The sequence below is a fragment of the Pseudomonas sp. REP124 genome (assembly GCF_020164475.1).
Classification (GTDB): domain Bacteria; phylum Pseudomonadota; class Gammaproteobacteria; order Pseudomonadales; family Pseudomonadaceae; genus Aquipseudomonas.
In genome coordinates, this window is record NZ_JAIQWX010000009.1 from 41,340 (window position 1) to 54,505 (window position 13,166).

Consider the following 13,166-nt stretch of genomic DNA (forward strand, 5'->3'; position numbering starts at 1 on the left):
GAAGACATGGTTTAGCCGATGACCTGCGGAATGCTGTGGTAGAGCTGCAGGATGTATTCCATGAAGGTCTGCACCAGCCACGGACCGGCGACGATCAGGGTCACCAGCATTACCAGCAGACGCGGCAGGAAGCTCAGGGTCTGTTCGTTGATCTGGGTGGCGGCCTGGAACATCGCCACCACCAGGCCCACCAGCAGGCTCGGTATCACCAGCACCGCGACCATCAGCGTGGTCAGCCACAGGGCATCACGGAATATGTCGACGGCGACTTCTGGCGTCATGGCGATACACCCCCGAAACTGCTGGCCAGGGTACCGATGATCAGCGCCCAGCCGTCCACCAGCACGAACAGCATGATCTTGAACGGCAGGGAAATGATCAGCGGCGACAGCATCATCATACCCATGGCCATCAGCACACTGGCCACCACCAGGTCGATGATCAGGAACGGAATGAAGATCATGAAGCCGATCTGGAACGCGGTCTTGAGCTCAGAGGTCACGAACGCCGGCACCAGGATGGTCAGCGGCGCCTGATCGGGCGTAGCGATGTCGGTGCGCTTGGACAGGCGCATGAACAGCTCCAGATCGCTGGTGCGGGTCTGGGCGAGCATGAAGTCCTTGATCGGCACCTGGGCCTTGGCGATCGCGTCCTGAGCGGTCATCTTTTCCGCCAGATACGGTTGCAGGGCGTCCTGGTTAACCCGGTCGAACACCGGGGCCATGATGAACAGAGTCAGGAACAGCGCCATGCCCGTGAGGATCTGGTTCGACGGCGTCTGTTGCAGGCCCAGGGCCTGACGCAGGATCGAGAACACGATGATGATCCGGGTGAAGCTGGTCATCAGCATGACGAACGCCGGAATGAAACTCAGCGCGGTCATGATCAGCAGGATTTGCAGACTGACCGAATATTCCTGGGCGCCCTGGGCGTTGGTGCCCAGTGTGATCGCCGGAATCGACAACGGATCGGCGGCAAACGCCAGCGGCGCGGCCAGCATCAGGGCCAGCGTCAAGACGATGCGTAACGCACCCATCACTTCTTATCCTTCTGATCCTTGCCCAACAGTTCCATCAGGCGCTGGGCAAACTCGGGTGTGGTTTTCTCTGTGGTACCCGGCACCTGCACCGGCTCCTTGAGCACGTGCAGCGCGGTGATTGTGCCGGGGCTGAGGCCAAGCAGAATCTGCTCGTTGCCCACCTGCACCAGCACCAGACGGTCACGCGGACCGAGCGCTCGGGTGCCGACGATGTCGATCACCTGCCCCTTGCCCGCTGGCCCTGCCTGCTGGACCCGGCGCAACAGCCAGGCGAGGAAGAAGATCAGCCCCACCACCAGCAGCAGGCCCAGCACCAGTTGCGTCAATTGCCCGGCAACGCCACTGCTGGCCACAGGCGCGGCAGCGGTTGCGGCGGTGGTCGCCGCTGTCGTCGCGGCCGGCTCGGCGGCCAGCGCGAAGAGCGGCAACATCAGCGCCGCCAGAACACCCAGGAGCTTTTTCACTCAGCGCAGCTTCTTGATACGTTCGCTTGGGCTGATCACGTCCGTCAGGCGGATGCCGAACTTCTCGTTGACTACCACCACTTCGCCGTGGGCGATAAGGGTGCCGTTGACCAGCACGTCCAGCGGCTCACCGGCCAGACGATCCAGCTCGATCACCGAACCCTGGTTGAGTTGCAGCAGGTTGCGGATGTTGATGTCGGTGCTGCCCACTTCCATGGAGATCGACACCGGAATGTCGAGGATCACGTCCAGGTTCGGACCGTCCATGCTCACCGGCTCATTGTTTTTCGGCGCGCTGCCGAACTCTTCCATCTGTACACGGTTGGAGCTGGAAATACCTGCATCGGCCGCCAGCAGGGCGTCGATATCGGCCTGACCACCATCACCGGACTCTTCCAGGGCCGCAGCCCACTCGTCAGCCAGCGCCTGGTCGTTGTTCATATCGTCAGTCATCAATGTGTCCTCGGCAGGCCACCTTTCAAGGGGAAGCCGTCAGTTAAATACGAATGTGTGATGCGCCTCAGCGGCGCTCGATCGGCTCGATCACCTGCAACGCCAGGTTGCCTTTGTGCGAACCCATCTTGACCTTGAAGGCCGGCACGCCGTTGGCGCGCATGATCATGTCTTCTGGCATTTCCACCGGGATGATGTCCCCCGGTTGCATGTGCAGAATGTCGCGCAGTTTCAGCTGGCGACGGGCGACGGTCGCGCCGATCGGCACGTCGACATCCATGACGTCCTGGCGCAGGGCATTGACCCAGCGCTCGTCCTGGTCGTCGAGATCGGACTGGAAGCCGGCGTCGAGCATTTCACGCACCGGCTCGATCATCGAATACGGCATGGTCACGTGCAGGTCGCCGCCACCGCCATCGAGTTCGATGTGGAAGGTCGACACCACAATGGCCTCGCTCGGGCCGACGATGTTGGCCATGGCCGGGTTCACTTCCGAGTTGATGTACTCGAAGTTCACTTCCATGATCGCCTGCCAGGCTTCCTTAAGGTCGACGAAGGCCTGCTCAAGCACCATGCGCACCACACGCAGTTCGGTCGGGGTAAATTCACGCCCTTCGATCTTCGCGTGACGGCCGTCGCCGCCGAAGAAGTTGTCCACCAGCTTGAACACCAGCTTGGCGTCGAGGATGAACAACGCGGTACCGCGCAGCGGTTTGATCTTGACCAGGTTCAGGCTGGTCGGCACGTACAGCGAGTGCACGTATTCGCCGAACTTCATCACCTGCACGCCACCGACCGCCACGTCCGCCGAACGACGCAGCATGTTGAACATGCTGATGCGCGTGTAGCGAGCGAAACGCTCGTTGATCATTTCCAGGGTCGGCATGCGTCCGCGGACGATGCGATCCTGGCTGGTCAGGTCGTAGCTTTTGACGCTGCCGGGCTCGGCAACGGTATCGGTCTGTACCAGACCGTCGTCCACGCCATGCAACAGCGCGTCGATCTCATCCTGGGACAGGAGGTCCTGCACGGCCATGTCGTGTACCTACTGCAATACGAAATTAGTGAAGAGCAACTGTTCGACAACCACTTTGCCGAGTTCTTTCTGCGCCACTTCCTGAACGCTGGCCGTGGCTTTCTGACGCAGCATTTCCTGACCTACTGGCGAGGCGAGCGTGGCGAAATCCTGTCCGGAGAACAGCATGACCAGGTTATTGCGGATCACCGGCATGTGCACCTTGAGGGCGTCCATGTCGGCCTGACTGCGCGCGAGCATGGTGATGCTCACCTGCATGTAGCGCTGACGGCCGTTCTGGTTGTAGTTGGCGACGAACGCAGGTGCCATCGACTCGAAAATCGCCGGCTGCTTGCCCACCGGAACCACTTCAGCCACCTCGACAGGCTTGCTCTGAGCGCTGTGCATGAAGTACCAGGTCGCTCCCACGGACAAACCGATCGCCAGTAGCACGGCTACTACGATCAGGATAATCAACTTGAGTTTGCCTTTGGTTGCGGGGTCTTTTACTGCTGCGTCGCTCTTCGCCATGCCAATAATCCGTCACTATTCGGGGTTTCACAGTCGCACGGATAGGGAAGAGCAAAGGTTATGCCAGAACGATCGGATAGGAGACGGACGCGCCTCCTGTAGGAGCGAGCACGCTCGCGATGCAAGCCCAGACACCGCGGGGTGTCAGGCCGCCAGCGTTATCGTTGACGACCATCGCGAGCATGCTCGCTCCTACAGGGGGCGAGGTGAAGCGGATCAGGCGTAGTAGTCGACCGCGCTGGAGCCAATCACGCTGGTGGTTGCCGCAGCCACCTCTGCGACGCTCGGTGCGATCTCGTCATCCACGGCGTCGAGGCGACCGCCGCTGGCACTGGTTCGCCCGCTCTGGCTCTGCTGGGCCTGTTCCTGGCCCTGCTGCGAACCCCGGGACTGGTCGGAGACGTTGACGTCGACCTGCCCCATGCCCTGCTGCGCGAACATGTCACGCAGGCGATGCATTTGCCCGTCCAGCGCTTCGCGAACGCCGGGATGCGCGCTCATGAAGGTCACCTGAGTCTGCTGGTCCGGAACCATGTTCACCCGAATGTCCAGGCGCCCCAGTTCCGCGGGTTGCAGCTGAATATCCGCCGCCTTGAGATTGGCGCTGGACAGGTACATGACGCGGTTCACCACCTCTTCGGTCCAGCCGCTCTGGTGCATGGCGATTGGCTGGTTTACCGGCACGGCATTGGCGGTCTTCGGCGTGGCCGCCTGAGTCAGCGCCGCCAGACGATTGGCGAAGTCATCGACCCGGGTATCGCTACTGGCGGACTTCAGGTCCTTCAGACCATCGTCGATCAGGCCGCTGAAAGCCTTGTCGCCGCCCTGGCTGGTGCTGTCCTTGCTGGCTTGGGCATCAAGCATGCTGGCCATGCCGGCGGCAAAGTTCTGCGCGGCGGTCTGCTCGCCGTCGGCTTGCGCCTGGGCTGGTGTAGGCGCCGCCTTGGGTTGCGCCTGACTGGACGCCGACACATGACCGCTCTGCTCCATGGCCATACGGACAGCGGGCAGTGCGTCGAGGGGATCGGCTTCAGGGTCGAAATCGGTGTCAGTGTCGGCAACGGCCTGCGCGGGAGTTGCCGCGACAGCCGCCGCTTGAATCGGCGCCGGTTGCGGATCGACCGCTGGCGGCGTTGCCGGAACGGGCGTCGTGACAGTGGGCTGGACCGCCTGCAACAGGGCCGGATCTACAGCCGGATCTACCGGTGCCGCATTGGCAACCGGAGTCTGAGCAGCATTCGCCGCATCATCGTCGGTTTTGTCATCAGCTTGCGCCGGCTTGTCGGCGGGCAAGGTTTTGCCGCTATCGGCAACCACCGGTTCGTCGGCGGCAGGCTTGTCGTCGACGACATCCTTCTTGCCGGCATTGTCCGCTACCTTATCGCGGGCCGGTTTGACCGGGTTATCCGCCGCGGGAGCAGGTTTGTTTTGCGCCTGCTTGGCGTAGACCTGAGCGAAGCTTGCAGCCTTGTCCCCGGGCTCGGCGGCCTGCGCCACGGAATTGGCGTTGGTGGCCTGAGCTTTGGCCTGCGCGGCGGCCTGAAGAAGAATATTGGGGGTAACGGGCATTAAACGGTCTCCGCTGCACTGGGATCGTAGGTACAGTTGGGAGATTAGACTGCAAGGGTCGCGCCAGCTTTGCCTTGATGTGGATCAATACGGCCGAACGGTCGCGATGGCAGAGTGCGAACGCTGTCGCTCTTCTTCATAGAGAGGCCGGATAAAAGCGAATTCGCGGGAGATTTCCGCGATCAGCGATTCAACGCCGGACAGATTGCGCTCCTTTGCCCTGTACTCCAGGTCGTGGCACAGCTCCGCCAGGCGAATAGCGCCCATGTTGCTGCTGCTGCCCTTGAAACTGTGGGCCGTTTCCAGCAACTGCGTAGGCTCGACAGCCACGGCCAATTGCCGCAACCGCTGTTCGGAGTCGGTGAGGAAGGTATCGATCAATGTCGAGAACTCATCCTCCATGACGTCCCGCAACGCGCTCAGCACGTCCGGGTCAAGATGTGTATCAGCCACTTGCTCACTCCTTGATCAAGAATGCGCGGAATTATGCCAGACCCTCCCAGAAAAACTCCACGCGGGCACTTCGACCATCGTCGGACCAACCGGCGTTACGCCCCAACTGACGGATCAGACTGACGCCGCGTCCCGACAAACGGACAGGATCGACCGGTCGCTGCATCACTCGTTCGACATCAAAACCCTTGCCGCTATCCTCGACGCGAATCACCAGACAGCCACCCTCGCCCTGCGGCGAGACCTGTAGATGCACCCGCACGTAGCCATCCTGCAACGCTTCCAGGCGGGCATTGCGCTCCTGGTAATAACGGGCGAAACCGGCGACATCGCGCTTGAGGCTCGAATCGAGCCCCAGCACGCCATGCTCCAGGGCATTGGAATACAACTCGGCCAGAACACTGTAGAGCGCCCCGCTCTGCGCCCGCAGGCCGTGCACTTCAAGCAGCAGTTGCAGCAGATACGGCAGCGGATTGAAGCGCTTGAGCGTGGCGGCGCGGAATTCGAAACTCACCGACCAGTCCAGCGGGCAGGACTGGCCACTGTCGGAATAGATCGGCGCCGGCGGGCTGAGCAGGATCGGGTCCAGCAGGCTGATCTCGACCATACTCACATCGTCCCGGGCCTCGCCACGAAAATCCCGCAGCGCTTGTTCGATGTCCTCGAACAACGCATCAGGCTCCCGATTGGCGGCAAACACCTGCTGCAAGCGCTCAACGCCAAACAGCTGATCGTTGACGTCGCAGGTGTCGATGACCCCGTCGGACAGCAGGAAAACCCGATCACCGAGGGCCATTGGAAACACTTCGGTGCGGTCATCGAAGGTCTGCGGGCTGAGCACACCCAGCGGCAAATGCCGGGCCTTCAGCGGCTTGCGTTCTCCGGTGCCGATGCTGTGCAAGTAACCATCGGGCATGCCGCCGTTCCAGACCTCCACCGACTGACGCTGAAAACTCAGACACAGCAGCGTCGCGCAACAGAACATGTCCACCGGCAGGATGCGCTTGAGCTTGGCATTCATCTCGCGCAGGGTTTCCGCCAGGCCATACCCCTTGGCGGTCATGCCGTAGAACACCTCTGCCAGCGGCATCGCACCGACCGCCGCCGGCAAACCGTGGCCAGTGAAATCGCCAAGCAGTACGTGCATGTCGCCGGAGGGCGTGAACGCGGCCAACAGCAAGTCACCGTTGAATAGCGCGTAGGGCGATTGCAGATAGCGGATGTTGGGGGCGTTCAGGCAGCCGGAGTGAGCGACTTTGTCGAACACCGCCTTGGCCACCCGCTGCTCGTTGAGCAGATACTCGTGATGCCGGGCGATCTGGTCGCGCTGCTCCAGCACGGTCGCCTGCAGTCGCCGCAGGCGATCCATCGCCTTGATCTTGGCGGCCAGGATCACCTGGTTATAGGGTTTCGCCAGAAAATCGTCGCCCCCTACCTCCAGACAGCGAGCCAGGGCTTCGCTCTCGGACAACGAGGTCAGGAAGATGATCGGCACCAGGGTTTCCCCGGCCAGCTCCTTGATCTGCCGCGCCGCTTCGAAGCCGTCCATCACCGGCATCATCGCGTCCATCAGGACCAGTTGCGGACGCTGCTGGCGAAAGGCTTCGACCGCTTCGGCACCGTTGCCCGCCGTCAGCACCTGATGGCCCTGGCGACGGACGATACTCGACAGCAGCATGCGATCGGCCGCGCTATCCTCGGCGATCAGGATCGTCAGCGACTCGAGTACAGCCTGCACGGCGCTCAACTGATGTCGAACAGCTTGTCGAAGTTGGAGATCGCGAGAATTTTTCGCACGTCGGAGCTGCTGTTGACGACGCGAATATCCGAATCGTCGCCGCCGGCGTGGTCACGCAACAGCAGCAACATGCCCAGCGCGGAGCTGTCCAGGTAGGTGGCTTCCTTCAGGTCGATCACGACGGCGCCGAGATCTCTGTCCTCGTAGGATTCGCGGAATTCCTGATGTTTGGCGAAATCGAATCGACCTCTGACCGAGATCGTCAGTTTTTGGCCATCCGGGGAAACTTCGGTAATGACTGACATTTCATGGCTTCCTTGTCATTGATGAACCTTCTTGTACAAGGTGTAGCATTTGGTAAAGGTTGGGGCAAGGCGGCATCGCGGAGCCTATGAAATTGCTTTCGCGGGCAAGCCTCGCTCCTACGGATAGGTGTGAAGTTTTTTGTGGGAGCGAGGCTTGCCCGCGAAGAACGATAACGCGGTCCACCGGATTCAATACTGCTCCTGCCGCGGCAACCGCTGGGACAACTCATCAAGCAGCTTCTGCTCGCGCTTGTCCTCGATCGCCCGCGCCTCGTCCATGTAACGTTGAACCAGTTTACGCAACCCCTCGACCCGGGCGAAGGCCTGTTGCCAGGTATCGCGCGCCTTGTTCAGGTTGTTCTGGTGCCAGGCCAGGCTCTGGCGTTGCTGATCGATAGCGGTGCCCAACTGCGCCAGAAAGCCCTGATAACCCAGCAACCATTGTCCGCTCACGCCGCTGCTACCGCGCACGATCCACTGTTCCTGATAATCGAGACGAAAGGCTTCCAGGTCCGCCAGCTTGCTCTCGGCCAGCCGCACCTGTCCCTGAAAATGCCCCAGGCGCTGGACCGCGGTTTTCTCGGCCTTCTCGGCCATTTCCACCACGGGGGCGAGGCGCCCTGCGCGACTCTGGGCCATGACCGGTTAACCGCCCGCCGCAGGTGCGAAGATCGAGGCGAGATAGGCTTCGCTTTCGCCCAGACTGATGCTGTCGTTGAGGCCCTGGCGCAGGTATTTGACCAACTGCGGTTGCAGGGAAATCGCCAGGTCGGTCTCGCGGTCGCCGCCGGCCACATAGGCTCCGACGCTGATCAGATCGCGGCTCTGTTGATAGCGCGACCACAACTGTTTGAAGTACTGCGCTCGCGTCATGTGCTCCGGCGACACCACCGCCGGCATGACCCGGCTGATCGACGCCTCGATATCGATGGCCGGGTAATGCCCTTCCTCGGCCAGACGCCGGGACAGCACGATGTGTCCGTCGAGCACGCCTCGCGCGGAGTCGGCAATCGGGTCCTGTTGATCATCACCTTCGGACAATACGGTGTAGAACGCGGTGATCGAGCCGCCGCCCTTCTCGGCGTTACCCGCCCGCTCCACCAGTTTCGGCAGCTTGGCGAACACCGAAGGCGGATAGCCCTTGGTCGCTGGCGGCTCGCCGATGGCCAGGGCGATTTCCCGCTGAGCCTGGGCGAAACGAGTCAGCGAATCCATCAGCAGCAGGACGTTCTTGCCCTTGTCGCGGAAATACTCGGCGATGCGCGTGCAATACATGGCCGCGCGCAGACGCATCAGTGGTGCATCGTCCGCTGGTGACGCCACGACCACCGAACGCTTGAGACCTTCTTCACCGAGGATGTGCTCGATGAATTCTTTAACTTCACGACCCCGCTCACCGATCAGCCCGACGACAATAATGTCGGCCTCGGTGAAGCGGGTCATCATGCCCAGCAATACGGATTTACCCACGCCAGTACCGGCGAACAGGCCGAGTCGCTGACCGCGACCGACCGTCAACATGCCGTTGATGGAGCGGATGCCCACGTCCAGCGGCTCGCTGATCGGTTCACGCTTGAGCGGGTTGATGGTCGGGCCATCCATCGGCACCCAGTCTTCGGCCTTCATTCCGCCCTTGCCGTCCAGCGCACGACCGGCGCCGTCGAGCACGCGCCCGAGCATGCTCATGCCCATCGGCAGGCGCCCGCTTTCCATCAGCGGCACCACACGCGCGCCGGGGGCGATACCGGCCACGCTGCCCACTGGCATCAGAAAGACTTTGCTGCCGGAGAAGCCCATGACTTCGGCTTCGACCTGCACCGGATGATAGCTATCGTCGTTGATCACCATGCAGCGACTGCCCATGGCAGCGCGCAGGCCTTCGGCTTCGAGGGTCAGGCCGACCATGCGCAGCAGGCGGCCTTCGAGGATCGGCGCGCCTTCCAGTTGCGTGGCCTCGGCATAGCTGCCCAGGCGCTTGGCGAAACTGGTGCGTTCAAGGCGCATCGGGAGTGTCCGCAGCGGCAGGTTGGCTGTCGATCGGCAGTTCCAGGGTCACGTCGGCCGCAGCCGGATGCAGGGCCTGTTCGTGGAGTTGATCGAACAACTTGTCCATCACCCGCGCTACACGGGTCTCGACAGTGGCGTCGATGCGACTGTGCTCGGTCTCGACCCGGCAACCGCCGGGCAGCAGCGACTCGTCCTCGACGATGCGCCAGGTTTCTTCATGGCGCTCGCGCAGGGCTTTGACCTGGGCGAAATCCTGGGGATTGATGTACAGGCGTACGTTGTTCACGCCCAGCGGCAGCAGCTTGAGGGCTTCGCGCATGACGTGTTCGATCTGGCTCGAATCGATGGCCAGTTCACGCTGGATCACCTGGCGGGTGACGTGCTGCACCAGATCCACCAGGGACTTTTCGATCAGGGTGTCCTGCTCGGCAATAGGCTCGAACAGATGCACCATCAGTTGCTCCAGCCCCGCGAGTTTGGGCGCCAGCGCAGCTTCCGCTTCCTGGCGAACCTTGAGCGTGGTGCTGTGGAAACCTTCGCGCTCGCCTACGGCGAAGCCTTCGTTGTAAGCCTCCTGACGAATGCTTTCGAGCTCCTCGAGGGTCAGTGGCTGGACTTCCTCCAGCGGCACTTCCTCGATTTCCGGCGGTTCGGGTTCCGGCTCAGGCTCAGGCTCAGGTACCGGCGGGTCGAAGCTGGGCAGCGCCCAGGTGTCGAACCCACTGACATCCCTGGCCCGGATCAGGTCAGTGGGTGAATCGTCATGCTTGGCCATGGTGTTAGATCATTTCCTCGCCGCCTTTGCCACCGAGCACGATTTCTCCGGCTTCGGCCATACGACGGGCGATGGTGAGGATTTCCTTCTGCGCGGTTTCCACGTCGCTGACGCGAACCGGGCCCTTGGCTTCCAGGTCGTCGCGCAGCAGTTCGGCCGCACGCTTGGACATGTTCTTGAAGATCTTTTCCTTGACGCCTTCGTCCGAACCCTTGAGGGCCAGCACCAGCACGTCGGAGGACACTTCGCGAAGCAGCGCCTGAATGCCGCGGTCGTCGACATCGGCCAGGTTGTTGAACACGAACATGAGGTCTTCGATCTGACCGGACAGGTCTTCGTCGACTTCGCGAATCGAGTCCATGAGCTGGCCTTCGATGGAGCTGTCGAGGAAGTTCATGATGTCCGCTGCCCGCTTGATACCGCCCAGGGTGGTGCGCGAGGCATTGGAGTTGCCGGAGAACTGCTTCTCGAGAATCTGGTTGAGTTCCTTCAGGGCCGCCGGCTGTACAGTGTTCAGCGAGGAAACCCGCAGAATGATGTCCAGGCGCACCTTGTGGTCGAAGTTGCCCAGCACTTCACCGGCCTGGTCCGGATCGAGGTACGCCACCACGATCGCCTGGATCTGCGGGTGCTCGTAACGGATCACGTCGGCGACGGCGCGCGGTTCCATCCACTTCAGGCTGTCCAGGCCGCTGGTGTTGCCACCGAGCAGGATGCGGTCGATCAGGCCGTTGGCCTTGTCCTCGCCCAGGGCCTGGGTGAGCATCTTGCGCACGTAGTCGTCGGAGCCGACGCCCAGGCTGGTCTGATCGCCGACGATGTCGACGAATTCGCTCATCACCTGTTCGACCTGCTCGCGGTGCACATTCCCCATCTGGGCCATGGCCACGCCCACACGCTGGACCTCTTTGGGCCCCATGTGGCGCAGCACCTGGGCGGCGTCGGTAGAACCAAGGGACAGCAGCAGAATCGCGGCTTTGTCGACCTTGGTCAGCTTGGCGGCAACGGCTCGGTTATCACTCATCTGCGTTAATCCACTCTTTCACGACCTGGGCCACACGACCCGGGTCTTCTGCTACCAGACTCTTGATTGCGTTCAGTTGGGCATCATAGCCCTCGCTCGGGCTCGGCAACAGGATACTGGTCGGACCGCCGAGGCTGACGCGATCGTTGGCCAGTTCGCCGTCCAGACCGCCCATGCCACCCAGCTCGACGTCGCTGCCGATACCGGCCAGCTCCTTACCCTTGCCGCCACCGGTGATGTTGTTGAGCACCGGACGCAGCACACCGAACACCAGTACCAGAATGAACAGGACACCCAGCACTTGCTTGACGATGTCCCAGAACCACGGCTGGGAGTAGAACGGAATGTCGGCAATCACTTCGCCGCGATCGGCGGAGAACGGCATGTTGATCACGCTGACGCTGTCACCACGGCTGGCGTCGAAGCCCACCGCGTCCTGAACCAGACGGGTGAAGCGCGCCAATTCGTCGGCGCTCCATGGCGCACGGGTGGTTTCGCCGTTGGCCGGGTTGACCTTGACCTGATCGTCCACCACTACCGACACCGACAGGCGGCTCAGGCGCCCCTGCTGCTGCTTGGTGTGACTGATGGAACGGTCGAGTTCGAAGTTCTTGGTCGATTGTTGACGCTTGTCCGCAGGATAAGGCGCCAGCATCGGCTGGCCGGTGGCCGGGTCCATGATCTGCTGGCCGTTGGCATCGACCAGCGGCTGACCTGGTTGCACCATGCCCGCAGGCGCAGCGGCCCCGCCGGTGGTTTGCGGTGCCGAAGCCGGTGACGGCGGCTGGTTGCTCAGGGCACCCGGTACGCCTTGCGGGCCATTGCTGGCGGTACGTTGTTCATTGACCGATTGCTCGCTGCGCAGTGCCGGCTGATCCGGGTTGAACTGCTCGGAAGTCGACTCGACGGCGCTGAAATCCACATCGGCCGAAACTTCAGCCTTGTAGCGGTCGTTACCCAGTACTGGCTCGAGGATGTTGTGCACACGCTGGGTGAGCATGCTTTCCATGCGACGGCTGTAATCGAATTGCTTGCCGGCCATGGTCAGTTCGGAGTTTTCCGCCTGATCGGAGAGCAGATTGCCCTTCTGGTCGACCACGGTGATCTGCGATTTGCTCAGCTCGGGAACGCTGGTCGCCACCAGGTTGATGATGGCCAGAACCTGACCCGGTTCCAGCGCACGACCTGGATACAGTTCGACCAGAACCGAGGCGCTCGGCTTGCGCTCGTCGCGCACGAATACCGAGCTTTTCGGAATCGCCAGGTGCACGCGGGCGCCCTTGACGTTGTTCAGGCTGGAGATGGTGCGCGCCAGCTCACCTTCAAGACCGCGACGATAACGGGTCGCTTCCATGAACTGACTGGTGCCCAGGCCCTGTTCCTTGTCGAGGATCTCGAAACCGACGTTGCCGTCGCTGGGAGTGACACCAGCGGCTGCCAGTTTCAGGCGGGCACGGGACAGATCGTCGGCCTTGACCAGCAAGACACCGGAATTGGGTTCGACGTTGTACGGAATATCGGCGGCGGCCAGGGTTTCCATGACCTGCTTGGTGTCCATGCCGGCAAGGCTGCCGTACAGCGGACGGTAGTCCGGCTGCTGGGACCACAACACCACGGCAAAACCAATCGCCACGCTCGCGGCCAGGCCAACCAACAGGCCTACCTGACGCAGCATGGTCATTTCGGAAAGGTTTTCCAGGAAAGACAGCCCGAACAGCGGCGGTTTGCCCTCTGTCGGCGCGGTCTTGGCCGGAACGTTATCGGCTACTGCATCTGCCATGACTGAGTCTCGT

15 protein-coding genes are annotated in these 13,166 nt (G+C 61.9%); all 15 read right to left on the reverse strand.

All coding sequences use genetic code 11. The features are described from left to right. Window positions 1-11: 11 nt before the first annotated feature. The 15 genes from fliQ to fliF all read right to left on the reverse strand — a co-directional run bounded on the left by fliQ (window position 12) and on the right by fliF (window position 13,153). Window positions 12-281 carry a flagellar biosynthesis protein FliQ gene (gene fliQ, locus K9857_RS04075; protein ID WP_175376855.1) on the reverse strand — a complete coding sequence of 90 codons (270 nt, stop codon included), beginning with the start codon at window positions 279-281 and terminating at the stop codon, window positions 12-14. Next, a complete protein-coding gene (gene fliP / locus K9857_RS04080) occupies window positions 278-1,036 on the reverse strand; it encodes a flagellar type III secretion system pore protein FliP (RefSeq protein ID WP_224533607.1) in 759 nt (252 codons plus the stop codon). The genes fliQ and fliP overlap by 4 nt, the downstream gene beginning before the upstream one ends. Beyond that, window positions 1,036-1,503: a flagellar biosynthetic protein FliO gene (gene fliO, locus K9857_RS04085; RefSeq protein WP_224533608.1), complete on the reverse strand. Its 468-nt coding sequence runs from the start codon at window positions 1,501-1,503 to the stop codon at window positions 1,036-1,038. The genes fliP and fliO overlap by 1 nt, the downstream gene beginning before the upstream one ends. Next, window positions 1,504-1,956: a flagellar motor switch protein FliN gene (gene fliN / locus K9857_RS04090; protein WP_224533609.1), complete on the reverse strand. Its 453-nt coding sequence runs from the start codon at window positions 1,954-1,956 to the stop codon at window positions 1,504-1,506. A 67-nt stretch (window positions 1,957-2,023) separates the two neighbouring features. Then, the gene (gene fliM / locus K9857_RS04095) at window positions 2,024-2,992 is read right to left on the reverse strand and encodes a flagellar motor switch protein FliM (protein ID WP_224533610.1); all 969 of its coding nucleotides are present in this window, start codon (window positions 2,990-2,992) and stop codon (window positions 2,024-2,026) included. Window positions 2,993-3,001: 9 nt separating this feature from the next. Then, window positions 3,002-3,502, reverse strand: coding sequence for a flagellar basal body-associated protein FliL (gene fliL, locus K9857_RS04100; RefSeq protein ID WP_224533611.1), 501 nt, complete (start codon window positions 3,500-3,502; stop codon window positions 3,002-3,004). A gap of 216 nt (window positions 3,503-3,718) precedes the next feature. After that, window positions 3,719-5,071 (reverse strand): flagellar hook-length control protein FliK, encoded by a 1,353-nt coding sequence (locus K9857_RS04105; protein WP_224533612.1) that lies wholly within the window; start codon window positions 5,069-5,071, stop codon window positions 3,719-3,721. A gap of 84 nt (window positions 5,072-5,155) precedes the next feature. After that, window positions 5,156-5,524, reverse strand: a complete 369-nt coding sequence (locus K9857_RS04110) for an Hpt domain-containing protein (RefSeq protein WP_224533613.1) — start codon at window positions 5,522-5,524, stop codon at window positions 5,156-5,158. 31 nt (window positions 5,525-5,555) lie between these two features. Then, entirely contained in the window at window positions 5,556-7,262 is a 1,707-nt protein-coding gene (locus tag K9857_RS04115) for a fused response regulator/phosphatase (protein WP_318011742.1), read from the reverse strand. Window positions 7,263-7,267: 5 nt separating this feature from the next. Next, window positions 7,268-7,567 carry an STAS domain-containing protein gene (locus K9857_RS04120; protein WP_224533615.1) on the reverse strand — a complete coding sequence of 100 codons (300 nt, stop codon included), beginning with the start codon at window positions 7,565-7,567 and terminating at the stop codon, window positions 7,268-7,270. 189 nt (window positions 7,568-7,756) lie between these two features. Further along, a complete protein-coding gene (fliJ, locus tag K9857_RS04125; protein ID WP_224533616.1) occupies window positions 7,757-8,206 on the reverse strand; it encodes a flagellar export protein FliJ in 450 nt (149 codons plus the stop codon). Between the two features lie 6 nt (window positions 8,207-8,212). Further along, window positions 8,213-9,571: a flagellar protein export ATPase FliI gene (gene fliI, locus K9857_RS04130; protein WP_175376845.1), complete on the reverse strand. Its 1,359-nt coding sequence runs from the start codon at window positions 9,569-9,571 to the stop codon at window positions 8,213-8,215. Further along, window positions 9,561-10,349: a flagellar assembly protein FliH gene (fliH, locus tag K9857_RS04135; protein WP_224533617.1), complete on the reverse strand. Its 789-nt coding sequence runs from the start codon at window positions 10,347-10,349 to the stop codon at window positions 9,561-9,563. Before fliH ends, fliI begins: the two co-directional genes overlap by 11 nt. A 4-nt stretch (window positions 10,350-10,353) precedes the next feature. Next, on the reverse strand, window positions 10,354-11,373 hold the full coding sequence (gene fliG, locus K9857_RS04140) for a flagellar motor switch protein FliG (protein ID WP_056853022.1): 1,020 nt from the start codon (window positions 11,371-11,373) through the stop codon (window positions 10,354-10,356). After that, complete coding sequence (gene fliF / locus K9857_RS04145; protein ID WP_224533618.1) at window positions 11,366-13,153, reverse strand: flagellar basal-body MS-ring/collar protein FliF; 1,788 nt, start codon at window positions 13,151-13,153, stop codon at window positions 11,366-11,368. The genes fliG and fliF overlap by 8 nt, the downstream gene beginning before the upstream one ends. Window positions 13,154-13,166 lie beyond the last annotated feature (13 nt).